Here is a 23882-nt window from a genome sequence, read left to right on the forward strand (position 1 = left end):
CAACCGCGGGGCAATGGACCAACTGTTCGGCACTTAGCGCCGGAGGACGTAGTACTGCACGCTCATGGCTGGGATGTGCAGTTCGATGGACTGGTCGAACCGGTCCCACTCGGTGGGTTCGGTGTACACGGTGCGCGGCAGTTCGTTGCCCGCGCCACCGTAGACTGATTCGTCGGTGTTGATCAGCATGTCCCATGCGCCTGCTTCGGGCAGGCCGAGGCGGTAGCTGGGCAAGGAGACGCCGGAGAGGTTGATCACGGCGAGGACTGGGGTGGCGTCGACGCCCCAGCGGACGTAGGCCAGCACGTTGTTTGAGGCGTCGTCGCCCTTGATCCACTGGAAGCCCATGGGGGTGTTGTCTTGGGAGTACAGGGCGGGGGTGTCGCGGTAGACCAGGTTGAGGTCGCGTACGAGGCGTTTGATGCCGGCGTGGTAGTCGCGGTGCAGGTCGTCCCAGTTGATGGAGTGAGCTTCGTCCCATTCGGTGGTTTGGCCCCATTCGCAGCCCATGAACATGAGTGGTTTGCCGGGGTGGGAGTACATGTAGCCGTAAAGGGCGCGTAAGCCCGCGGCTTTGTTCCAGTCGTCGCCAGGCATGCGCTGCCACAGGGAGCCTTTGCCGTGGACGACTTCGTCGTGGCTGAACGGTAGGACGTAGCGTTCGGAGAAGGCGTAGACGAGCGAGAAGGTGATTTCGTTGTGGTGGTGGGAGCGGTGGACGGGGTCGAGTGAGAAGTATTCGAGGGTGTCGTTCATCCAACCCATGTTCCACTTCATGGAGAATCCGAGGCCGTCGGCGTCGGTTTCGGCGGTCACGCCTGGCCATGCGGTGGATTCTTCGGCGATGGTGAGCACGCCGGGGTGTTCGCGGTGGACGGTGGCGTTCATTTCTTGGAGGAATTGGACGGCTTCCCAGTGTTCGCGGCCGCCGTGTTGGTTGGGGAGCCATTCGCCGGGTTCGCGGGAGTAGTCGAGGTAGAGCATGGAGGCGACGGCGTCGACGCGGATGCCGTCGAGGTGGAATTCTTCGAACCAGTACAGGGCGTTGGCGACGAGGAAGTTGCGGACTTCGCGGCGGCCGAAGTTGAACACGTAGGTGCCCCAGTCGCGTTGTTCGCCGCGTCGCCAGTCGGGGTGTTCGTAGAGGGGTGTGCCGTCGAAGCGTGCGAGGGCGAAGTCGTCTTTGGGGAAGTGGGCGGGCACCCAGTCGACGATGACGCCGATGCCGTTGGCGTGCAGTGTGTCGACGAGGCGGCGGAAGTCGTCGGGGCTTCCCCAGCGTGCGGTGGGGGCGTAGTAGCCGGTGACTTGGTAGCCCCAGGAGCCGCCGAAGGGGTGTTCGGCGACGGGGAGGAATTCGACGTGGGTGTAGCCGTTTTCGACGAGGTAGGGCACGAGTTCGTCGGTAAGTGTGGCGTAGGTTGCGCCTTGTTTCCAGGAGCCGATGTGGCATTTCGTAGATGCTCATGGCGGAGTTGGTGGCGTCGCGTCCGGCACGGGCGGTGATCCAGTCGTGGTCGCTCCATTCGAATTCGCTTTGCTTTGCGACGACTGACACCGTCTCGGGTGGTGTCAACGTGCGTTTGGCGAGCGGGTCGGCTTTGTCGATGCGTGTGCCGTCGGCGGTGTGGATGGCGAATTTGTAAGCGTCGCCGTCGCCGATGCCGGGGATGAAGATTTCCCAGACGCCGGAGACGCCGAGGCTGCGCATGGGGTACTGGCTGGGGTTCCAGGAGCAGAAGTTGCCGATGACGGCTACGCCGGTGGCGTTGGGTGCCCAGACGGCAAATGAGGTGCCGGTGACGACGCCGAGTGTGGTTTCGTAGGTGCGGACGTTTGCGCCGAGGACGTCCCAGAGGCGTTCGTGGCGGCCTTCGTTGATGAGGTGGATGTCGAGGGAGCCGAGGGTGGGTAGGAAGTTGTAGGCATCGGCGACGATGATGGGGGCTGCACCGGGGTAGGTGATGCGGTAGCGGTAGTCGGGGGTGTGGGTGTCGTCGAGGGTGGTGGCCCAGATGTCGTCGCCAAGCGGTTGCATGGGTTGGGACGCGTTGTGGATGAGCAGTTCGACGCGTTCGGCACCGATGAAGCGGGTGCGGATGATGGATCCGTCGCCGTGGGGGTGCCAGCCGTAGATGTCGTGGGGTGCGTTGTGGGTGCAGGCGAGGAGGCGTTGGCGGTCCCCGTCCGGGATGAGCAGGTTGGTGTTCATGGTGGTCCTTAGGGGCGGTAGTCGTGGTCTGAGATCTGACGGTACGCGAGTGCTTCTCGACGATCCGGCGCAACCTCGGGCAAACGCAGAATGTGCGCGACGTTTTTCTCGGGTGTGAGTTTGACGTAGTTGCCGGTTTCGGCGGTTGTCCAGGTGTATCGCTCGTTGGTGATCTGGTCGTGGACGTCGAAGGTGCCGGGGCTCAGTCCGATGGCGTCGGCGTCGATGTGCAGCAGGCCTTCTTGGGTGCCGGTGGGGTCCAGATTGACGACGACCAACACCGCGTTGCCGGAAATCGCATCGACCTTGGAGTAGGCGATGAGGTTGTCGTTGTCGATGCGGTGGAAGCGGATTTGGCGCAGTTGCTGCAGGGCGGGGTTGTCGCGACGGATCTGGTTGAGCAGCGTCAGGTACGGCTCGAGGGATTTGCCTTGTTTGAGCGCGGCGTCGAAGTCGCGGTGGCGCAGTTGGTATTTTTCGCTGTCGTGGTATTCCTCGCTGCCGGCGGCGACGGGGCGGTTTTCGTAGAGTTCGTAGCCGGAGTACACGCCCCACAAAGGGCTCATGGTGGCGGCGAGTGTGGCGCGCAGCGCAAAGGCTGCTGGCCCGCCTTCCTGCAGGGTCGCGTGGAGGATGTCGGGGGTGTTGACGAAGAGGTTGGGGCGGGAGACGTCGGCGACGTCGACAAGCAGTTGGGCGAAGTCGGTCAGTTCCGACTTGGTTACCTTCCAGGTGAAGTGGGTGTACGACTGGCTAAACCCTGCCTTGGATAGCCCGTACATGCGCGGTGGGCGGGTAAACGCCTCGGCGAGGAAGATGACGTCCGGGTCGGTTTCGTGGACCTTGGAAATGAGCCAGTGCCAGAAGTTCACCGGCTTCGTGTGGGGATTGTCTACACGGAAGGTGGTCACGCCGAGGTTGACCCAGTACATGAGCACCCGGTAGATCTCGGCGTAGAGGGCCTCGGGCGCGTTGTCGAAGTTCAGCGGGTAGATGTCCTGGTACTTCTTTGGCGGGTTTTCGGCATAGGCGATGGTGCCGTCGGCGAGCACGGTGAAAAACTCCGGGTGCTCTTTCGCCCACGGGTGATCGGGCGCAGCCTGCAGGGCGAAGTCGAGGGCGATCTCCAGACCCAACTCGTTGGCGTGGTCCATCATGTCCAAAAATTCGTCCTCGCCGCCCAGGTTTGGGTCGAAGGCGTCGTGGCCGCCGTATTTAGACCCGATGGCCCACGGGGAGCCGACGTCGCCGTCTTCGGGGGTGAGGGTGTTGTTGCGGCCTTTGCGGTTGACCTCGCCAATCGGGTGGATGGGCGGGAAATAGACGGTGTCGAACCCCATCGCCGCCACTCGGTCCAATTGCGCCGCGGTGGTGGCCCAGGTGCCGTGGATCGGGTTGCCCTTTTTATCCACACCGCCGGTGGAACGGGGAAACAGTTCGTACCAGGAGTTCACAAGTGCCTCGCGACGCTCCACAAGGATATCGGCGACGGGCCCGCGGGTGACCAATTCACGCAGCGGGTGTTCGGCGAGCACGTCGCGCACCTCCTGGGAGCACCCGGGGGTGAGGCGTTGGGAAAGGGGCAGGGTGTCGTCGATAAGCGATGCGCGCGCGGAGGCAAGCACCGGGGAAGCATGCTGAGCAATCGCGGCGTCGAACAATTCCACGCCATGCGCGATATCGTTGGCCAACTCCGCCTCCGACTGGCCGGCGGCGAGCTTCTTTTCCACCGCGTTGCGCCACGTGGCCATGACGTCGCTCCACGCATCCACCCGATAGCGCCACAGACCTTGCTCGTCCGGCACAAACACCGCATGGCAATAATCCGGCCGATAAAACTCGGCGTGCATCGGCACCTCGTACTGCGCACCCGACGGCGCGACAAGTACCAGCGTCGCAGCAATCGCATCGTGGCCCTCGCGCCACACCAACGCGGAAACCGGCACGACCTCACCAACAACCGCCTTCGACGGCAACGTGCGCCCAGAGACCTGGGGGCGGACGTCGTCGATGCCGAAGCGAGCAACCATCATCAAAACCTTCCGAGCGACCATTGATTCACCCGCCAGGGTAGCGCGGGGCAACCACACACGCGGGCCGAAATAGGCCAAGATGGGGGACGTGAATCAGACAGAGGAATTGGTGACAGATCCGGACCTGCTCATCGACATGCGCGACGTGTCCTTCATTCGCGGCGGACACACGCTCGTCGGCCCTGTCGATTGGCAGGTCGAGCTCGACGAGAGGTGGGTGGTCATCGGGCCGAACGGCGCCGGCAAAACCACCTTGATCCGGATGGCGTCGGCGCAGGAGTTTCCATCGGCAGGCCACGTGTTCATTCTCGGCGAGCGCGTCGGCGCCACCGATATGCGCGACTTGCGTGCCGCGATCGGTGTGACGTCCTCCGCGGTGGCGAACCGTGTGCCGGAGGACGAGAAGGTCGGCGACCTCGTAGTCTCCGCTGGTTACGCCATTTTGGGGCGTTGGCGCGAGGACTACGACGAGATGGATTACGACCAAGCCCTCGAAGTACTTGAGCAAGTCGGCGCGATGCACCTGATCGACCGTCGCTGGGGCACCCTGTCTGACGGCGAGAAGAAGCGCGTGCTCGTTGCGCGTGCCGTGATGACCAACCCGGAGCTGCTTATTCTCGACGAGCCCGCCGCCGGCATGGACCTCGGCGGCCGTGAGGACCTCCTGGCCTACCTGGGGGATCTGGCAATGGACCCCGATGCGCCGGCGATCGTCATGATCACCCACCACCTGGAGGAGATCCCGGACGGGTTTACCCACGCGATGCTGCTGGATGAAGGCGAGATTGTCGCCCAAGGGCTCATCGATGACGTGCTGGCGTCCGAGAACGTCTCGCGCGCCTACCACCAGCCGATCGAAGTGACGCGCGATGACGGGCGTTTCTTCGCACGCCGCGCCCGTTCAGCCCGCAGGGGTGCGCACCGGGCGTAGACCGCCGGGGTGGGAGCAATGCCGACGGAGAAGAAGCGCAACGAGGCCGTGTTGTCGCACGACGAGGCCGATTCGATTGACCCGAGCGAGAAGAGCGGGTTTTTCGGTGCGCGTTTATCTGCGACGGTAATTCTGCTGCGTAACAGCGCCGAGGGGATTGAGGTGTGGGTGCAGGAGCGTGTCCTGTCCATGCCGAATTACCCGGGGTTGACGGTGTTTCCGGGCGGCGGGGTGGATTCGCGTGATTTCCCGCCGCGTGCCTGGGACGATGGCGAGTTGTGGCTTGGGCGTTCCGCGATTTCGCTTGCTCGCCAGCTCGGGGTGACCAAATACAAGGCTCACGCGGTGTTGTTCGCGGCGGTGCGCGAGCTGTTCGAGGAGACTGGCACGCTGCTTGCGGTTGACGATGACGGCACGCTTCTCGACGACGCCCGCCCCTTCCACAACCACCGCCTCCGGCTCGAATCTCACGAGCTTTCCCTGACTGACGTGTTGCAGGAGAGCAACCTCAACGTGTGCGCGGACCTGCTCAAGCCGGTGGCGCGCTGGGTCGGGGTGTCCGAAAGCGGCAATTGGTTTGACACGTTTACCTTTGTCGCCGCTAATCCGGAGGGCCAAGAGCCGGATTCGGATACGTGGGAGGCAGACGACGCGAACTGGTTCCCACCACAGTTGATCCTTGACGGCTGGCGGCATGGTTTGGTGCGCCTTGCCCCTTCGACGTGGGCGCAGTTAAGCGAGCTGCGACGCTTTGACACTGTCGACGACGTCCTGCACGCCGCGGAAAGAGCAAGCCTCGCTCCCGTGATCGGTGACCCGGTCGACGATGCGCGATACGAAGAGTTCTTCACGTTCCGACCAGTAGACCGGATTGGAAAACGCTATGACATTTAGCGTCGCAGAGGCACGGTTCCTCGCAGCGAACGCTGACGCGATCTCCGCAGTCGAGCCCGAGATCGCCCTGACTAAGTCGAGCGTGTTCGCCGACCGTGCGGTGTTGGACCAACACTTTGGCGACTACGCCCGAGCCGTCAGCGCGCTTATCGCCGCCCGGCGCGCCGCAACCGGCAAGTTTCCTACCCATTGGCTTACCGATGCCGACGCCGCGCAGCAGGCCACCCCAGCACGCGTAGCGGGGGTACGTGCCGCGCGCATTGCCGAGGCGGGGGCGCAGATGGTGCACGACGTGACGTGTTCTGTCGGCTCGGAAGCTCCGGCGTTTCGTCAGCGTGGCATTGCGTGGATGGGCAGTGACCTGGATATGTCTCGTTTGATCATGGCGCGGCACAACCTTGGTCAGGAAGCGTGGCTAGCGCAGGCGGATGCGCTCAGGCCGGTGACGTCTGACGGGGTGGTGGTTGCTGATCCAGCGCGTCGCGCCGGGGGCCGCCGAATCACCGACCCAGCCCAGTTGCTTCCACCGCTGCCGGATTTGCTCGATGCGCACGCCGGCCGCGAGATGGCGGTGAAGTGCGCGCCAGGCATCGACTATTCGGGGTGGGATGGGCTGGTCAGCGTGGTGTCTGTCGACGGCGGCGTCAAAGAGGCGTGTTTGTATACGCCGGGGTTGGCGGGAGGGGTTCGTCGAGAAGCGGTGGTCCTGCGAGATGGCGAGGAGCGTGTCACCGATCTTGACGACGACACCGTCGACGTCACCGCCCCACAGCGCTACATCATCGACCCGGACGGGGCAGTGGTGCGCGCGGGCCTGGTGCGTGGGTGGGCTGCGCGTCACGGGCTGAGCATGCTCGACGAGCACATTGCGTATCTGACCGGCGAGCAGATCCCGGCAGGCTACAGTGGCTTTCCCTTCCTCGAAGCGGTGCCGCTGCGTGCCCTGAAGAAGGTGCTCGCCTCCCACGGTGCTGGCAGCGTGGAGATCCTCGTGCGCGGCGTTGATGTAGATCCGGACCAGTTGCGCAAGAAACTGAAGCTGCGCGGCAAGGCACAGATGGCGGTGGTGATCGCGCGGATTGGGGATCAGGCGGTGGCGCATGTGTGCGGGCCGCGCGTGCACGCCTAACCTTGGGCGCATGGTCTATTTCGATCACGCTGCTACAACTCCGATGCGCCAGTGTGCGATCGACGCGTGGGTGGAACACGCAGGCGCCCTCAACGCGGGAAGCCAACATGCTGCGGGGCGCAAGGCGAATGCCGTGCTTGCCGACGCCCGCGAGCGCATCGCGGGCGCCCTCGGCGCCGACCCCGTCGAGGTGGTGTTTACCGGCTCGGGCACAGAGGCCAACAACATTGGGGTGCGCGGGCTGTTTGATGCATCCGAGCTGGATCGGGTCGTTGCTACGCCTATCGAGCACCCCGCCGTGCTCGAAGTAGTCAAGTCTCTCGGCCAGACTGGGGCGGATGTGGAGTGGCTGCCGGTGGGGCGCGACGGACACGTGACGGACTTGAGTGCGTTGGATACGCCGGCGGCGGTTGCGACGATGATGTGGGCGAACAACGAAACCGGCGCGATCCAGCCGGTGGGTGAGGCGATCGAGCGCGCCACCGCCGTCGGCACGCCGGTGCACGTCGATGCGGTGCAAGCGGTCGGCCACGTGCCGGTGGATTTTCACGCGCTTGGCGCGACCACGCTTGCGGCCAGCGCTCACAAGTTTGGCGGCCCGCGCGGCACCGGCATTCTGCTAGCGAAACGCTCGCCCGCGCCGAAACCGGTGATTCTGGGCGGGGGGCAGGAGCGCGGGATCCGCTCCGGCACCGTCGACGTCGCATCGGCCGCCGCCACGGCGGTGGCGCTCGAGGAGGCGATCGCAGAACATACCGAGATTGAGCGCCTGCGGGACGCGCTCATTGAGGGGGTGAGGCAACGTGTGGATGGGGTGGTCGTCGCAACGCAAGAGCCCGCGCTGCCGGGGCACGCGCACTTCATGTTCCCCGGCGCGAACGCGGACGCGTTGATCATGTTGCTGGACGTGCAGGGTATTTCGGTGTCGGCGGGCTCGGCGTGCGCCAGTGGCGTGCTGCGCATGAGCCACGTGCTCGAGGCGATGGGGTACAGCGAGCGTGAGGCGATGGGGGCGTTGCGTGTGACGGTCGGGCGTACGAACACGGCGCAGGACGTGGAGGCGTTCCTCAACGCGATCCCGGACGTGGTGGCTAAGGCACGGGAGGCTGGCGCACTCTAACCCGCAACGCGCGTGTCGCGTGTGATGTGTGTGATTTGGGTGCACTAGTGTTGCCCGCATGCAGATGTCTCGCCGAATCCGTTCCGCAGCGGCCGCTGTCGCCGCCCTGCTGTTTGCCACAACCGTCACGCCGCTTGGTCAGGCCGACGCTCAGTCGATCCCGGGCGTGGTCTCCGGCGTCGATGTCGCGGGCCACCAGCGTCCGGGCGGTGCGGCCATCGACTGGCGCTCGGTGGGCACGATCGGCGGCCAGGACTTCGCCTTTGTCAAGGCATCTGAGGGCGAGGGCTGGAAGAACGAGTTTTACGACGAGGACGCCAAAGCCGCTGCCGACGCCGGCCTGAAGGTCGGCGCCTACCACTACGCGCGCCCCGCCGAGGACCCGGTCACGCAGGCGCGTTACTTCGCCTCCGTGATCAACCAGGGCCCGGCAACGCAGTTGCCGCCGGTGCTCGACCTTGAGGTCGACGAGGGCCTCGGCCCGGTCCAGCTTGCGGCGTGGACGCAGCGCTTTTTGTCTGAGGTGCAGGCGCAGACGGGCAAGAAGCCGATGATCTACACGTACCGCTACTTCTGGTACGAGCACATGAACGACACCTCTGCGTTCACGTCCTACCCGCTGTGGCTTGCCGCGTACCAGAATCAGCCCCCGGCGCCGGTTGGTGGTTGGGACAAGCTGTCGTTTTGGCAGCGCAGCGACTCCGGCCGTGTCGTCGGCATCAACACCCCGGTGGACATGAACCTGTTCAACGGCACGTCGGGCCAGTTGAACCAGTTCGCCGCGGGCAACTTGAACGCTGCTGGTGGCGTGTTGGAGCGTTTCCAGGCGCCTGATTCCGGCGAGTTAAAGGTGCTTGAGCAGGACAGCACCAAGCTGGTTATCGCGGTTCTTGCGCTGGCTGCCGGTGGTCTTGGTGTGCAGCAGTTCATCGACGCCGCACGTCTGGCGGGCTTCGACCTGACGGATGCGAACAACATCGCACGTCTGGTCCAGCAGCTCGCAGGCCAGGGCGAGCTGCCTATCGACGACCTGCGCACCATGATGGTCGGCAACTACCAGATCGGCGATCTGCTGATCTTGCTGGATAACGCGCTGAAGCACTAACAGCCCAGGGCGCGCATGATCGGCCCTGTTTGGGCCGGAAGCCTGTTGTGCGCAACCCCGTGGAGGTGCACCACGCGCCCCAAGCTTGACGACGACGCCGGCACCACCCGGTCCGCATCCGAGACAATCGAGACGACCTCAACGTTCGGGGGAACTACCGGCTGCGTGTCGTGCTCCTCGAGCCCGACGAAGGATTCCCCGATCACCCGGCGCACCAGCCACCTGGGCCACCATCCGCTGTCAGTGCCGCGCCAACACGCACCGAGACCGACCAATGTGTGGACGCGCTTGCGAACCTCCGGCACGGCCAGCGCCCGAAGGCCGACGAGCCCGCCGTAGGAGTGCCCGACGATGTCGACGCGTCTGGCCGTTTCGGGCAACGATGTGATGGTGTGGGCGATTTCGGCGGCGCAGTCGTCGAGAAGCAATGTGCCCCTTCGGCCAAAAGCAGGCGCGAGGAGACCAACCCCTTTCCGCTCCAACTCACGTGCAAGTTTGCGGAACGCAAAAGGTTCTCCGAGCGTGCCGTGCAACGCGACAACGACGTGTGGCTGGGAAGATGCTGTGGATGGATCCGGAAGGAACCTCGGGATATAGGACGCAAGCGCCATAGGGAGTAAACATACTCACTGTGGAAACACTTCGATCGATCCCGGTGGTTGGCGGCACAGCTGCTGTCGTCATCTACGTCGCGCTGGCGGTATGCGTAATTTTTGTCGCCGTGCTCGTTGGCCGTCGCCGCTTGAGGTGGGCAGTGCTCGGGGCTGCTGCGCTCATGGGCGTTGTGGTATTTGCGCTGACCGTGTGGCCGAAACCGTTCCCTGATAGCATTCCGCTGCGCGTCTACGCGTCGTGGGCGGTGGGCGTCTTCGCAGTAGTTGCGGCGATAGTCAGTCGGCGGCGGCTGCTCTTGGCCGTTGTTGCGGTGCCAGCGGTAGTTTTCGCATTCTTGGGCACTAACCTGCAATACCAGCAGTACCCAACGCTTGGATCGTTCCACCCCGTGCGCGTGACCGTAGCGATGAGCCTAGAGCAGTTCGAACGCACAGACACCGCCCCACAACTGCACGGCCGGGAAGTAGGAGCCCTTGTCACGGTGCCCGCCCCACCTGAACGGGATGCAGTCGTCTACGTGCCGCCCGCGTATTGGCACGGCGCCACACTACCGGTGCTGGTGCTGATGTCGGGAAGTCCAGGATCCCCAATGGGGTGGTTCACGGACGGGCAGGCGGCAGAAACCGCCGATGCGTACCAGCAGGAGCACGGAGGGGTTTCTCCGATCGTCGTCAGTGTTGATGCGACAGGCTCCGCGACGGGCAACCCCGCATGCGTCGACGGGCCGGACGCTGCCATGCACACCTACCTTTCCAGCGATATTCCTGCGCTATTGAAAGACACGTTCCGCGTCAATCCTGACCAGTCGACGTGGACGATCGGGGGACTGAGTTACGGCGGGACCTGCTCGCTACAAGTCGTGACCAACAGCCCTGAGGCATACGGGTCGTTTCTGGATTTCTCCGGGGAGCCCGAACCATCCCTTGGCAACCACGACAAGACGGTGAACGAGCTCTTCGGCGGCGATGAAGACGCCTTCAAAGCAATCAACCCCGCCGACCTGCTCGCAAACGCGAAGGGGACCGATACTTACCGCGGCATTGCGGGCCGGTTCGTCGCAGGAGAGAGTGACAAGATGGCAAGCACCGCGCTGCCTCACCTGAACGATCTTGCCCGCGCGGCGGGGATGGACACCACCTACACCGAACTACCCGGAGCGCATAGTTACCAAGTGTGGCGGGTAGCGCTGCGCGAGAGCTTCGAATTCGTCGCCCACCGGGGAGGACTGAAATGAAACACGTCCCAGTGACGCTGATCCTTGTCGCCTTCATGTGGGCGCTGTTTCCGTGGCGGGCGCATCTGGGTTACGACCTTCCCGCCGATGTGCATTTGTGGCACCTGATCACGGCGGGCTTGTCAACGCCAAATGTCGCCCAGGCAATCTATGCCACGCTCGCCGCGGTGTGCTTCGCCGTTCCCGCAGAGCATATCTTGGGTTCACGCAGGTTCGTTGTCGCCGCAGCCGCATCGCATGCGCTGGTGTTTCCGTTGGCGTGTGTGCTCGGCGCGATGGTTGAACAGGCAGGGTTTAACAGGTGGGGCGCCGACTTGGTTAACGAGACTTACCTCACCCCGTTGCCGTGGATAATTGGGCCGCTTGCGTTCGCCTCTGCGTCGATGGGTGTGTTGTGGCGTCGCAGGGTCCGTCTCGTACTTGTGGCGCTGACCGGCACGCTTGTGTTGTATTCGGGAACGCTGACCTCTGTTGCTGCGTTTACAGCAGTTGTGGTGGGCCTTGCCTGTGGCGTGCTCGCCGGAGCGCGTCAGTTCACGGCGGCGCGACCGACGCTGCGGGAGTCGCGTGTCCTCGTCGCAGTGTTACTCCTTGCTGTATCGGTCGGGCCCGTGCTGACTGCGCTCAACCCTGCGGCGCAGGGTCCTTTTGCGGCGGAAAGCCTCTTGATGTGGGAGCCTGCGGTGGCCGCGCGCGAGGTTCAGGAGCGTTGTGTGGATCCTTCCTCGCTTGCCTGCCGGGAGGCCATGGCCATTAACCAGCAAAGTGGGTTGGGGCCGCTGTTGCTCAATTTGGTGCCGGTGGTGCTTGCGGTGGTGCTTGCGCTTGGGCTGCGTCGCGGCCGGCGGCTGGCGTGGTGGGGTGCGACGGTGTTGTGTGCGGCGTCGTTGGTGGTTGTGGTGGCGCAGGTGCTCGACGTGCGCAGCGACGCGCTGACCACCGTGAACGCCGGTTTGGTGGTGTTGCCGTGGGTGCTCATGCTGGCGGTGTTGATTGCTCAGCAGGCGAAGTTCCGCGTTGGGTCGAACCTGCGTCCGATGCTTGTTCCAGGTATCGCAGTGCTCTTATCGACGACAACCGCGTGGGTGACCGGCGCCCTTATCTTGCGCGACGGATTCATCGGGGATGTCACCCTAAGCAGTGTCGTTGCGGAGCTTCCTGCACGTTTTATGCCCCCTGCAGTGGCCGTGCAGTTGGGACATCAGATTGTGCCGAATGCTCCGGCGGCGTGGGTGCTCTCCGAATGGGTTGGCGTGGTGTTCTGGGGTGCGTTGCTGTGGATGCTGTTTCGTGTGCTTTCTTCAGCGCCGTCTGCACCGATGCAGGAGGAGCGCGAGAGGGCACGGCGCATGCTCGAATCCGGGACAGGTGATCATCTTGCGTGGATGGGGCTGTGGGATGGCAACCGTTACTTTTTCGCAGGCGACAGCGGATACGTCGCGTACCGTGTGTCGCACAATGTTGCCGTGACGGTGGGTTCGCCTGTCGTGGCTGAGGGGGCGGACGAGACGACAGTCGCCGACGCATTTGAGCATTTCGCTGCGGATCAAGGGTGGCGCGTGGCGTGGTATTCGGTGCCGGAGACGTTCCACCGGCCTGGCTTCCGGACGGTCCACGTCGCAGAAGAATCGTTGTTGCACACCGATAATCTCGAGTTCAAGGGCAAGAAGTTTCAAAACATCCGCACCGCGCGCAACAGGGCGGCTAAGGAAGGCGTTCGCCCGGTGTGGACGACCTGGCGCGAGTGCACGCTTGAGATGCGCGAGCGCATTGCCGCGCTGTCGGAGCAGTGGGTGGCAGACAAGGCGTTGCCGGAGATGGGGTTTACGCTCGGCGGGCTCGATGAACTTGACGACGACGCCACCAAACTGCTCCTCGCCGTCGACGAAGAAGGACGCCTCCACGGCGTGACGAGCTGGCTGCCGGTGTACGAGCACGGCAAACTTGCGGGCTATACGCTCGACTTCATGCGCCGCGACGCCGAGGGATTCAGGCCGGTGATCGAATTCCTGCTTGCCGAGGCGGCCGTCATCGCCGGGAGTGAGGGGCTCGAGTGGGTGTCGCTCTCGGGGGCGCCGCTTGCACGCACGGATGCGCCAACCTCGTTCTTGGAGATCGTGCTGGATAAGACCGGAGCGCAGATCGAGCCGCTGTACGGGTTTCGCTCGCTGGCTGCGTCGAAGCACAAGTTCCACCCGACGCACACTAGTTGGAACTTGGCGTACGACGACGAGATGGCGCTCGCGTCGATTGGTTTGGCCGTGGTGGACTGCTATCTGCCCGATATGAAGGCGACCGACATGGTAGCGGTGGTGAAGGAGTTTATGGCTCGTCGTGGCGTGGGGTCGTCGCAAAGCGGCGCGCCCACGCAAGCCCCTTGAACTGCGCTGGCACTGCGCCTTTGAGCAGCTCGCGGGTGAGCACGTCGCCGGCTTCGATGGGGTGGTTCGCGCCGATGAGCACGATGTTGCCGTAGCGGCGCCCTTTGAACATCGGCGGATCCGCAATCGCTGCGACGTGGGGGAACACCTCCAGCATGCCGGCGAGTTCCTCCTTCGCCTCCTTCAAGTCGGCGTGGGAGCCACAGTTGGCGAGGTAAAAGCCGCGATCGCTTATCGACGACCTCACCGCCGCATAGAACTCCACCGTCGTCAGATTCCGCGGCGTGGTGGCCGACGAGAACACGTCCCGGATGATCACGTCGCGGGTGGCGGGTTTGAAGGTGTTGGTGACGTCGCGGGCGTCGTCGACACGAATCTTCACGGCCGGGGCGCGCGGGATGTCGAAGAGCTCGCGGGCGAGCACCGCCAACTCGGAATCGATCTCCACCACCGTGTTGCGCGAGCCCTTCCACGCGCTGGCAAAGTAGCGCGCCAACGTGCACGCGCCGCCGCCCAGGTGCGTCAGCCGCGACTTCGGCTTCGCCTCATCCGGGTAGTGGGTATCCAGAAAGTCCGCCATCCAGCGCATGTACTCGAAATCGAGGCGCTGCGGGTCACCCGGCACGATATGGGAACTGGGCACCCCGTTGACCAGCAACACCATCGACCCGTCCGGCTCGTGGAGCACCTCCGCGACACCGGTATCGATTTCATAAAACTCACTTTTGGCGGCCATGGCTGGTGAGCGTACCCGGTGCCTAGATGCGCGCGTCGGTGCCCCGTAGATAGGCCACTGCAGCCGCCCAGCCCGCCACGGTCAACGCCGCGGAGGCGGCGAGAACACCCGTAACGGTGCCAGTGCCGAGCGCTCCAGCAGCAGCGACGGCGGAACTGCCCAACCACAGCGTGTGCGACAACAACGCAGGCGCCACGATGAACCGCACGCCAGGCACCCCAGCCGCGAGTGCGCCAAACGATATGAGACTTGCCACCACCGCAATGCCGATGGGTGCTGCAAAACTACGGATGACCATAGACAGCAGTGACTGCCATGACGCCACCGCAACGGCTGGTGCCAGGGCCAACAACGCTGCGACGAGGAGCTCGCCTGGCACTGCACCGGGAATCCCCAACGCCCAACCGACGAACAACGTGAGGCCGATGAGAACAGCGTGCATCGCTGCGACAGTAACCGCGATCGCGGCGATTTTCGATGCCACCAGGTTGCCCACCGAACGCGTCGAGGTGAGCATGGTGAGCCAGTTGTGCCCGCGGTGCTCGACCCGCCAGGCGGCTGCGGCGAGGATCGCGATGCCAGCGGTACAGAACAGCAACCCATAAAACAGCATGACCTGGGAGAAATAGCTACCCCAACCGGCGGTCAGGGTGCCGGTGTTCGCGGCGTAGTTGCCGGCGCCGATCGCGACGGCAACTACGGGGACGAGGAACGCGACCGCCCAGACGTGGGAGCGTCGAAACTTGAGCAGGTCGTTAAGGATTAGGTCCATGGTCTAGATCTCCTTTCGATCCAGGGCTTTGGTACCGGCGACCAAGACCGCTACGGCGAGGACGAGGTAGCCGCTCCACAGCAACCAGCCGGGCTGCGACGGGGTGACCCCTGCTTCAGTGAAGCCGAACGGGAGGATCACAGCGACGTATCCGAAGGGATTGACTGCAGCCAGCCACGGTGGGGACAGCAGTGATGCGATGCCAAAGAACCCGCCGACGACCCCGACGGCGAGCACGACAAGTTGCGACTCGACAAGCGCGGCGAGCAGCAGCATCACAGCGAGGAGCGCAAGTGTGGTGCCCGCGACACCGAGACCGAAGCGCAGCCATGTCTCCAGCATCGCTCCGCGCGGTGCAGGCGCGCCCATCGCGACAGGCAGCGCTATGGCCCCAGCGAACTCAATACACTTTGCGACGACAACTACCACCGTCGCAACACCAAACTTTCGAAGAAGCAGCGCCCCGGGGCGAGTACCTGCGATGGCGTTGAGCCGCCACCCGCCACTGATGTGCTCCGTATCCACGATGCGGCTAGCCACCAGTGCTAACTGCAACGGGGTCAGAAACGCCAGCGCCATGGCGATTCCGATGAGATGTCCCGCCCATGCGGTATCTGGGTTGGCCTGGAATGCGGCGGCATTGTCGCCTGCGAAGAGACTCATGTTGGCGAAGAGGACGATCCCCACCGTCATGAGCAGGCTAAGCCACACGATTTTGGTGCGTTTGAGTTTGGCAAATTCCACCATCATGCGCTTGCCACCTCGTCGTTGGTCAAGCCGATGAAGATGTCCTCGAGGCTGCGGCGCTTGCGCAGGACCTGGTGTAGCGGTACGCCGTGTGTAACCAGGAGGGCGATGGTGTGGGCGAGGTGGTCGTCGTCAAGCCCGGAAAGCTCCACGCCACCCTCGACCCGTTTCGGTTGCAGCGCGCGAAGGACCGAGACGGCAGTTGCAGCATCGGGCGTCTGGATGAACACATCCGGCAGTTGCGCGCTGTACAGCTCGTCTTGGGAGCCCTGGAACACGAGCTTGCCGTGGTTGATGATGGTCAGGTCGGTCGCCATCTTCTCGATCTCTGACAACAGGTGGCTCGACACCAGCACTGTGCGGCCCTGGTCGCGGGCGAGGCTGATGATGAGTTCGCGGATCTCTTCAATGCCGGCGGGGTCGAGGCCGTTGGTGGGCTCGTCGAGAATAAGTAATTGTGGGTCGCGTGCGAGTGCCATCGCGATGCCGAGGCGCTGCTTCATGCCCAGCGAATAGTTTTTCACCAGTTTGTCCATCTGGCCCTCGAGGCTCACCAGTGACACCGCGCGGCGCACCGCTTCGGGGTCGGCGCCGAGCAGACGCGTGACAATGCGCATGTTTTCACCACCCGTGAGGTGTGGGTAGGCCGCAGGTGCTTCGATGAGCGAGCCGACACCGGCAAGGACATGCGCGCGGTTCGCTCGCGTCATGGGGTATCCGAGCACGCTGATGTCGCCGTGCGTTGGAGCGATGAGGCCAAGCAGCATCTTCATCGTGGTGGATTTGCCGGAACCGTTCGGGCCGAGCAAGCCGTGTACGACGCCGGGAGCGACCTTGAGGTCGAGGTTGTGGACGACGTCTGTGCGTCCGTAGGTTTTGGTCAGACCGTGGGTCTGAATCATCGGTGTTTCCATGACCTCAAGGCTCGCGCAACGGAAAGGGGTTTCGCGTCGGCGCGAGGGACGATTTTGAAGGTGATACCGGGGTATGACGCGTCAGGAGTCCAACAGGTCGGTGCGCGATACTAGCCCGGTGCGGTAGGCGAAAAGTGCTGCGTGGACGCGGTCGCGCGACTGTGTCTTCGCCAGCACCCGGCCCACGTGGGTTTTCACCGTGGGCATGGAGATGAACATCCGCTGGGCAATCTCCCCGTTGGACCACCCGCGGCCGATTGCCACGAGCACTTCGCGCTCGCGTTCCGTCAGTTCGCGAAACGCCAGCCGGTCGGCGGGGGACAGAGCGACCGTTTCCTCATCCGGCGCATGCAGCTTTGCGACGACCCTATTCGTCGCCCGTGGCGAAATCACCGCATCGCCGTGAGCCACGGTGCGGATAGCGTCAAGCAAAGCCTCCGGCTCGGCATCCTTGAGCAGAAAACCGCTGGCACCGGCGCCAAGGCCGCCGAGGACGTAGGCTTCGTCGTCAAACGTGGTCAGGATGATCACCTTTGTCGCCGGATGCTTTGCGACGACCTGCCTCGTCGCGGCGATGCCGTCCAGCACCGGCATCTGCACATCCATGAGCACGACGTCCACCGTGGCATTGCCGGATGCCTCGATAGCTTCAGCACCATTGGCGGCGAGCCAGCGCACCTCCAAATCCGGCTGCGAGTCGATGACGTTGCGGATGCCGTGGAGAAACAACGCTTGGTCGTCTGCGAGTCCGAGAGTGATCATGAGTTCAGCGGGATCCTTGCCGTTGTGGTCCAGGTGCCGGCGGGGGTGGCGGATGCGGTCACCGTGCCGCCGGAAAGCGCCGCGCGCTGCCGCATGCCCTCCACTCCGTGGCCCGGACGAGTAGTCGCGCCGGGAGCGACCGGGTTCGTCATTTCTACCACGACGGTATCTGCGCCCCAGCGCACCGAGAGCTCGGCGTGACCGGTGCCGTGCTTCATGGCGTTGGTCAGGGACTCCTGCACGATGCGCTGGACGGTAAGCGCGGTGGCCGGGGCCAGGTGCTCGGGAGGGGTGCCCTCGGCGGTGTATGCGACGTTAAGCCCGCCCGCGCGGCTGGTGGCGACCAAGCCGTCGATGTCCAGTTGCGTTGTTGGTTCAAGGGGGCGCTGTTCAGGGTCGCGCAGCAGCTCCACCACGCCGCGCATCTGGCGCAGCGAGTCGCGGCCGACGTTGCCGATGGTGTGCAGCGCCTCGTCCTTCGCCTCCGGGGTAGCGGCGAAGCGCGCGCCGTCGGCCTGCGCAACAATGACGGTCAGTGAGTGGGTGACAATGTCGTGGATTTCTCGCGCCAAGTGGGCGCGCTGCTCCTGGGCTGCGCGTTCAAACTCGGCACGCTGGCGCGCCAGCTCCTGCTCCGCACTTTCGTCGGCTCGGCGTCGCAGCTCGCCGAAGAGTAACGCCACGGTCAGCAGGGTTACGCTCCACACGACGTATGGGATTCGGTCCGTTGGCTCGAGTTCCCGAAGAGCTGGCACAACGAACCCGATAGCGACGATATCGCCGACGAGCAGGCCAGCGGTTGCGACGTCACGCAACGGCACAGGCAGATGGCGCCTCGTCACATACGCAGCGAATGGGCCAAGCGCGATCACACCGATCGGCAGCACCTCGCTAAACGACGCGACTACCAGGGCCGCAGCAATTCCGACCACAGTTGCCAGCGGCCAGCGCCACCGCGTAAACGGCACCACCAGCGCGCCGACAAGCAACGCAAAGCTCAATGCCTGCGGGGACGACACGACGCCAAGTGCACACATCATCACCAGCGAGGCTGCAAACGAGGCGTTGCGGATCGTGGTTAGGGGTGTCGTCGACAAGCGCATGCTCGCAAAGGCTAGTTGTCGCTCCGCATGCGCGCGTCGTACTGCGGTATGACGTTTAGGACTTCACCATTCGCGCGATTGCGGCGGACGCCTCTTCGATCTTGGCGTCGGCTTCCTGCCCGTCGCTGATCGCATCGGCAACACAGTGCTTCAAGTGGTCGTCCAGCAAACCCAGTGCTACGCCCTTCAGCGCCGCGTTGACCGCACTGATCTGGGTGAGGATGTCGATGCAGTAGGCGTTTTCGTCGATCATGCGGTGGATACCGCGGGTTTGCCCCTCGATTCGTTTGAGCCGGGCGAGGTAGCGGTCTTTATCGCTGATGTAGCCGTGGTCGTTCATCATGGGCCTCCTGAGTAGTGTGGACGGTGTCGAGTCACTTGGACCGGTCAAGCATCCGGTCGGTGCTGCTCTGCGGGGTGAGGTCGAGGCGGCGGAGCAGCTGCGCATTGAGGGCGACGACGACAGTCGAGGCCGACATCAGAATTGCGCCGACGCTCATCGGCATCACGAACCCGATTGGGGCGAGGATACCGGCAGCCAGCGGAACGGACAGCAGGTTGTAGCCGGCCGCCCACCACAGGTTCTGCTTCATCTTCCGGTAGGTCGCACGGGAGAGCTCGATGACCGAAAGCACCGATCGCGGGTCGGAGCTTGCCAGGACGACGCCCGCCGAGCCGATCGCCACGTCTGTGCCGGCACCGATCGCGATGCCGACATCGGCCTGAGCCAGCGCGGGGGCGTCGTTGACGCCGTCGCCGACCATGGCGACCTTGTGGCCCTCGGCTTGCAGTTCCTTGACTTTCGCGGCCTTGTGCTCGGGACGCACGCCTGCGAAGACCCGGTCAATGCCCAGGTCCTTGGCTACGGTGTCGGCGACGGCTTGCGCATCGCCGGTGATCATGACGACTTGGGCGCCCGCAGAGTGCAGTGCGTCGACGGCGTCGCGGGACTCAAGGCGGATCTCGTCGGCAAGCCGGAGTGCTCCGATCACTTCGCCGTCGGCGAGGACGTGGAGAATGATCGCGCCCTCCTTTCGCCACTCGTCGGCGACCGGGAGCTCCCCGGCGGAATGCTTTTCAAGCAGGTAGGGGCCACCGACCTCGATTACCTCACCGTCAACAGTTGCCTTCACGCCCACTGCTGGAGACGAAGAAAAGTCGATTGCCTGCGGGACGGCTACGCCACGGGCCTGAGCAGCCCCGGTGATGGCGCGGGCGAGCGGGTGTTCGCTGTCTGCTTCGGCGGCCGCTGCCAGGGCAAGCACGTCTTCTTTATCACGCCCGCCGGCGGGTTCGATCGCGGTGACGGTGGGCTCACCTTTGGTGAGGGTGCCGGTCTTGTCGAACAGTACTGCGTCGACGGTGCGCATCGATTCGAGCGCGAGCCGATCCTTGATAAGGACCCCGCCGCGTGCCGCGCGCTCAGTCGCGATTGAGACGACCAGCGGGATCGCAAGGCCTAGGGCGTGGGGGCAGGCGATGACGAGCACCGTGATAGTGCGCACTACCGCTTCATTTGGCACACCGACGACGGTCCAGACCACAGCGGTCAAGATGGCGGCGCCGAGGGTGAACCAGAACAACCAGGCAGCAGCCTTGTCCGCGAGACGTTGCGCGCGTGACGACGATTCCTGCGCATCGGTGACGAGCTTTTGAATGCCGGCCAACGCGGTGTCGCCACCCGTGGCCGTGACCTCGATGCGCAGGCCCGAGTCTGTCGCGATGGTGCCAGCGACCACCTGCTCTCCTTCACCGCGGCGCACCGTTTTCGATTCACCGGTGACCATCGACTCGTCCATGCTGGCGCTGCCGTCGACAATTGTGCCGTCGGCAGGCACGGAAGCGCCGGGCCGCACGATCACGACATCGCCGACCTCAAGATCCGCCGGGGTGACCTTCACCACTTCGTCGCCGTCGATCTTCTCGGCCTCGTCGGGCAGAAGTGCGGCGAGCGAATCCAGGGCCGAGGTGGTCTGGGCGAGGGAGCGCATCTCGATCCAGTGCCCAAGCAGCATGATGACCACCAGCAGCGCCAGTTCCCACCAGAAATTCAGCCCGGGGTCTAGCAAGTTCAGGCTCGCACCCCAAGAGGAGACGAAGGCGACCGTGATCGCGAGCGCGATCAGCAGCATCATGCCGGGTTTTCGTGAGCGGATCTCGGAGACAGCACCCGTCAAGAACGGGCGACCTCCCCAGAAATAAATGACCGTGCCCAAAAGCGGCGAGATCCACCGGACCCATTCCGCGTCAGGCAGCTGGTAGCCGATGAGATGGGCGAAGGTTTCGTTAAATCCGACGACCGGGATCGCGAGAACCAGCATGATCCAGAAGAGCGTGCGGAATTGGGCTACGTGATCGCCGTGGCCTGCGTGGCCCGCGTGGTCGTGACCACCGTGTCCTGCATGGGCCTCGTGAGCGTCATGCTCATGATGGCTGGCGTGCCCACCGGGTCTGGTGCCGGAGTGGGCGTGCCTGTCGTTCATGGTTCTGTCCTTTCGTTGCAGTTCATTGTTGTGATCGGTTCGGCCGCGCCGGGGGCTAGCGTGGCGACCGTCTCCCACGTTATTACCCCATGGGGGTATATGTCCAGGGGATTATCTCGATGCATGCAGCCGGACGTTTCGCCTTTCGTGCTCGCGGGACTACACTCCCGCGACATGCGAGTATTAGCGGCCATGAGCGGGGGAGTCGATTCATCTGTCGCCGCCGCGCGCCTGGTGGAGGCCGGCCACGATGTCGTCGGCGTGCACCTCGCGCTGAGCAAAGACGCGCAGCAAACGCGCGAATCCGCCCGCGGGTGTTGTTCGCTCGAGGATTCCGCCGACGCGCGTCGCGTGTGCGACAAACTGGGCATCCCGTTTTATGTGTGGGATTTCTCTGACCGGTTCAAAGAAGAGGTCATCGACAACTTCGTCTGGTCGTACGAAAACGGCGAGACCCCGAACCCGTGCCTGCGCTGCAACGAGAAGATCAAGTTCGCAGCCCTGTTGGACCGCGCGGTGACGCTCGGCTTCGATGCGATTGCCACTGGGCATTACGCAATTATCGACGACGCCGGCAACCTCCGCCGCGCAGAAGACCCGAAGAAGGACCAGTCGTACGTGCTCGGCGTGCTGACCCGCGACGAGTTGGACCGCTGCATCTTCCCGGTTGGTGATACGGAGAAGCCCCAGATTCGTGAGGAGGCCGCCCGTCACGGGTTTGCCACCGCGTCCAAGCCGGATTCTTACGACATCTGCTTTATCCCCGACGGCAACACCCAGGCGTTTCTGGGCCGCTCCATCGGCATGCGTCCCGGCATGATTCGGGACACCGACGGCAACGAACTTGCCGAGCACGACGGTGCCTTCCAGTACACGATCGGCCAGCGCAAGGGGTTGAACCTCCGCGTGCCTGCCGCCGACGGCAAGCCGCGCTACGTCACCGACGTGGACACCGCCACCGGCACCGTGACCGTCGGTCCGCGTGACGCGCTGCGCGTTTCGGAGATCACCGCCGACCGCCTGAAGGTGCTGCACCCTGCGATGTCCGAAGCAGCCGAGTTCGAAGCGAACGTGCAGATCCGCGCCCACGGTGGCGTTGTGCCGTGCACTGCGCGTATCGAGGACGACCAGATGACACTTACCCTCCACCAACCACTCGAGGGCGTGGCCCGCGGCCAGGCGGCGGTGCTGTACCTGCCGGACCCGGACGGTAAGGGCGACATCGTGCTCGGCTCAGGCACCATCTGCGCCACCGCGTAGAGGCCGGGCCCGCCGAGGTCGCGCAAACCTCGTTAGTCGCACCTCGTTTATCGCCGAAAAGGGACCGCGGACATTTCGTTGGAGTGTTGGGGGCTGGAAGGTATTCCGATGCCCGCAAAATTTCCTGATGACGTTCGCGAGGCTGCAGGTAGTCAAAGACGCAACTATTGAAGTGCTCATGGGCGGTGACATCCGGGGAAAAGAGATCGTCCGCGACAGTGCGCTCACTACGGCGGCGAAGGTCGCGGGCGTAGTCGCCATCACGGACGCCCACGGTTTGTCCACCAAAAAGCCTGCAGCCAAGTTGGCATTGTTGATTTCACGTTTTATCACCACAAGGGCAAGCACCAGTGTGTCGTAGCTCAGCGCACCACGCGTCGTGAGCAGTTCAAACCGTTGATCATGCAGGCGGTTGCCGAGTCGAACCAGAGCTACGGCTAACAAACACCAGCTAACCGCCTAACCAAAACCCCCAACTTCATACCGAGCCGAAAGCTAGGCGGCTACACCACTGCACGGGACTTGACCACCCGTCCAGACTAGGATCGCAGAGAACCAAGACGATAAGGGAGTTCTTAGTGCAGCTGCCGCAAGCATTGCTGGTTGTGCTGGTGGCGTAATCGGTTATAATACCATTCCGGAAATTCTGAAATTCTAGAGAAGAGAGTTTCCTACTGGGACTTGGTAAAGTTCCTCGCTAAGAAAATTGGACCAGGACTTGCGATCAGCTGCATTGCCAGTGCAGGTGGCGTCTTTTCAACCTACATAGGGTGGTAAAACATGCGCTCATTGGTAACGATTTGCGGATTTTTAGTGACACTTGGCATATTTCGTTTTTACACTGATATGCCTTGGTTCCCTTCTGTATTCTTTGGAAGCATCGCTGGGCTTATCGCAGGTGTAGCTCTGACAAAATCCGGGTGGCAGGCAGCCCGTCGAATTGTGTATAACTTTTCCCGGGGATGGTCCTAGCACCGAGTGCCAGGATTGAATCAAGGTCGGGTGCAAAACACTCGCACTATGAAAAGGTTGGTGGGCTCACTCGAGCACTAAGCGGTGTGGGTCCGCCAACTATATAGGCCGTTCAGAATGAGAGCGCTATGAGCTCTACCCTGGAGCTGCAGTCCATCTTCTTTAGCAGGGAAGACACCATTCTTTTTACGTCGGGCTCCGAGTAGAACAACGCGTTTGTCCAACTGCCGACAATAGACGTCTCCCCCCTCCTGGGAGGTTATCTACTTCAAGGGTTTGGGAAGTCGCCGAACGTTCCACGGGGGCATTCCACAGCGTTTCTATACCTCAACAGTGGCCTTGAGGCCAGTGCCGAGGGCAAGACTCCGGACGAAAGATAGAACGCCATTGGGGGCACACACCCTCGAGTTCCACTACGTTGGTCAAGACTGCACTCAGACCGAATACTTAATCGAGCGCGATAAAATGTCGGACGCTTA

Annotated in this window: 19 protein-coding genes and 1 pseudogene; 9 read left to right on the forward strand and 11 right to left on the reverse strand. The window is 63.5% G+C overall.

Annotation, left to right across the window (positions count from 1 at the left end; genetic code table 11):
* Window positions 1–33 precede the first annotated feature (33 nt).
* Both glgB and HMPREF2785_RS10150 read right to left on the reverse strand, forming a co-directional pair.
* A pseudogene (gene glgB, locus HMPREF2785_RS10145) lies at window positions 34–2212 on the reverse strand (1,4-alpha-glucan branching protein GlgB).
* Between the two features lie 8 nt (window positions 2213–2220).
* Window positions 2221–4242 (reverse strand): maltotransferase domain-containing protein, encoded by a 2022-nt coding sequence (locus HMPREF2785_RS10150; RefSeq protein ID WP_070615304.1) that lies wholly within the window; start codon window positions 4240–4242, stop codon window positions 2221–2223.
* 139 nt (window positions 4243–4381) lie between these two features.
* Between HMPREF2785_RS10150 and HMPREF2785_RS10155 the strand changes: the two genes are divergently transcribed.
* Genes HMPREF2785_RS10155 through HMPREF2785_RS10175 form a run of 5 tightly spaced genes read left to right on the forward strand, consistent with a single transcriptional unit; the run spans window position 4382 to window position 9424 of the window.
* Window positions 4382–5176: an ABC transporter ATP-binding protein gene (locus tag HMPREF2785_RS10155; protein WP_371440504.1), complete on the forward strand. Its 795-nt coding sequence runs from the start codon at window positions 4382–4384 to the stop codon at window positions 5174–5176.
* Between the two features lie 18 nt (window positions 5177–5194).
* Complete coding sequence (locus HMPREF2785_RS10160; RefSeq protein WP_070615310.1) at window positions 5195–6070, forward strand: NUDIX hydrolase; 876 nt, start codon at window positions 5195–5197, stop codon at window positions 6068–6070.
* Window positions 6060–7199, forward strand: coding sequence for a THUMP-like domain-containing protein (locus tag HMPREF2785_RS10165; RefSeq protein ID WP_070615313.1), 1140 nt, complete (start codon window positions 6060–6062; stop codon window positions 7197–7199). Before HMPREF2785_RS10160 ends, HMPREF2785_RS10165 begins: the two co-directional genes overlap by 11 nt.
* Window positions 7200–7209: 10 nt before the next feature.
* Window positions 7210–8319, forward strand: a complete 1110-nt coding sequence (locus HMPREF2785_RS10170) for a cysteine desulfurase family protein (RefSeq protein WP_070615316.1) — start codon at window positions 7210–7212, stop codon at window positions 8317–8319.
* A 58-nt stretch (window positions 8320–8377) separates the two neighbouring features.
* Window positions 8378–9424 carry a glycoside hydrolase family 25 protein gene (locus HMPREF2785_RS10175; RefSeq protein ID WP_070615319.1) on the forward strand — a complete coding sequence of 349 codons (1047 nt, stop codon included), beginning with the start codon at window positions 8378–8380 and terminating at the stop codon, window positions 9422–9424.
* Here the strand turns inward: HMPREF2785_RS10175 and HMPREF2785_RS10180 are convergent.
* Complete coding sequence (locus tag HMPREF2785_RS10180; RefSeq protein ID WP_070820864.1) at window positions 9421–10035, reverse strand: esterase/lipase family protein; 615 nt, start codon at window positions 10033–10035, stop codon at window positions 9421–9423. The two genes, HMPREF2785_RS10175 and HMPREF2785_RS10180, sit on opposite strands and share 4 nt — an antisense overlap.
* A 20-nt stretch (window positions 10036–10055) precedes the next feature.
* Here HMPREF2785_RS10180 and HMPREF2785_RS10185 point away from each other — a divergent pair, with 20 nt between their 5' ends.
* Window positions 10056–11273, forward strand: coding sequence for an alpha/beta hydrolase (locus tag HMPREF2785_RS10185; protein WP_070615325.1), 1218 nt, complete (start codon window positions 10056–10058; stop codon window positions 11271–11273).
* Complete coding sequence (locus HMPREF2785_RS10190; protein ID WP_070615328.1) at window positions 11270–13654, forward strand: bifunctional lysylphosphatidylglycerol flippase/synthetase MprF; 2385 nt, start codon at window positions 11270–11272, stop codon at window positions 13652–13654. Before HMPREF2785_RS10185 ends, HMPREF2785_RS10190 begins: the two co-directional genes overlap by 4 nt.
* Here HMPREF2785_RS10190 and HMPREF2785_RS10195 read toward each other — a convergent pair.
* The 8 genes from HMPREF2785_RS10195 to HMPREF2785_RS10230 all read right to left on the reverse strand — a co-directional run bounded on the left by HMPREF2785_RS10195 (window position 13596) and on the right by HMPREF2785_RS10230 (window position 21171).
* Window positions 13596–14390, reverse strand: a complete 795-nt coding sequence (locus HMPREF2785_RS10195) for a spermidine synthase (protein ID WP_070615330.1) — start codon at window positions 14388–14390, stop codon at window positions 13596–13598. The two genes, HMPREF2785_RS10190 and HMPREF2785_RS10195, sit on opposite strands and share 59 nt — an antisense overlap.
* A gap of 22 nt (window positions 14391–14412) precedes the next feature.
* Window positions 14413–15162: an ABC transporter permease gene (locus tag HMPREF2785_RS10200; protein WP_070615331.1), complete on the reverse strand. Its 750-nt coding sequence runs from the start codon at window positions 15160–15162 to the stop codon at window positions 14413–14415.
* Between the two features lie 3 nt (window positions 15163–15165).
* Window positions 15166–15912, reverse strand: a complete 747-nt coding sequence (locus tag HMPREF2785_RS10205; protein ID WP_070569375.1) for an ABC transporter permease — start codon at window positions 15910–15912, stop codon at window positions 15166–15168.
* Entirely contained in the window at window positions 15909–16823 is a 915-nt protein-coding gene (locus HMPREF2785_RS10210) for an ABC transporter ATP-binding protein (protein WP_070615334.1), read from the reverse strand. Before HMPREF2785_RS10210 ends, HMPREF2785_RS10205 begins: the two co-directional genes overlap by 4 nt.
* An 81-nt stretch (window positions 16824–16904) precedes the next feature.
* Window positions 16905–17585 (reverse strand): response regulator, encoded by a 681-nt coding sequence (locus HMPREF2785_RS10215; RefSeq protein WP_070569369.1) that lies wholly within the window; start codon window positions 17583–17585, stop codon window positions 16905–16907.
* Entirely contained in the window at window positions 17582–18688 is a 1107-nt protein-coding gene (locus HMPREF2785_RS10220) for a sensor histidine kinase (RefSeq protein WP_083308073.1), read from the reverse strand. The genes HMPREF2785_RS10215 and HMPREF2785_RS10220 overlap by 4 nt, the downstream gene beginning before the upstream one ends.
* Before the next feature lie 55 nt (window positions 18689–18743).
* Window positions 18744–19031 carry a metal-sensitive transcriptional regulator gene (locus tag HMPREF2785_RS10225; RefSeq protein ID WP_070569367.1) on the reverse strand — a complete coding sequence of 96 codons (288 nt, stop codon included), beginning with the start codon at window positions 19029–19031 and terminating at the stop codon, window positions 18744–18746.
* 31 nt (window positions 19032–19062) lie between these two features.
* Window positions 19063–21171: a heavy metal translocating P-type ATPase gene (locus tag HMPREF2785_RS10230; RefSeq protein WP_083308072.1), complete on the reverse strand. Its 2109-nt coding sequence runs from the start codon at window positions 21169–21171 to the stop codon at window positions 19063–19065.
* Between the two features lie 174 nt (window positions 21172–21345).
* Here HMPREF2785_RS10230 and mnmA point away from each other — a divergent pair, with 174 nt between their 5' ends.
* Window positions 21346–22431 carry a tRNA 2-thiouridine(34) synthase MnmA gene (gene mnmA / locus HMPREF2785_RS10235; RefSeq protein ID WP_070569423.1) on the forward strand — a complete coding sequence of 362 codons (1086 nt, stop codon included), beginning with the start codon at window positions 21346–21348 and terminating at the stop codon, window positions 22429–22431.
* 127 nt (window positions 22432–22558) lie between these two features.
* On the forward strand, window positions 22559–22792 hold the full coding sequence (locus HMPREF2785_RS10240; RefSeq protein ID WP_070569362.1) for a hypothetical protein: 234 nt from the start codon (window positions 22559–22561) through the stop codon (window positions 22790–22792).
* Window positions 22793–23882: the final 1090 nt, after the last annotated feature.

Source organism: Corynebacterium sp. HMSC067D03, from assembly GCF_001811185.1.
GTDB classification, from domain to species: Bacteria; Actinomycetota; Actinomycetes; order Mycobacteriales; family Mycobacteriaceae; genus Corynebacterium; species Corynebacterium coyleae.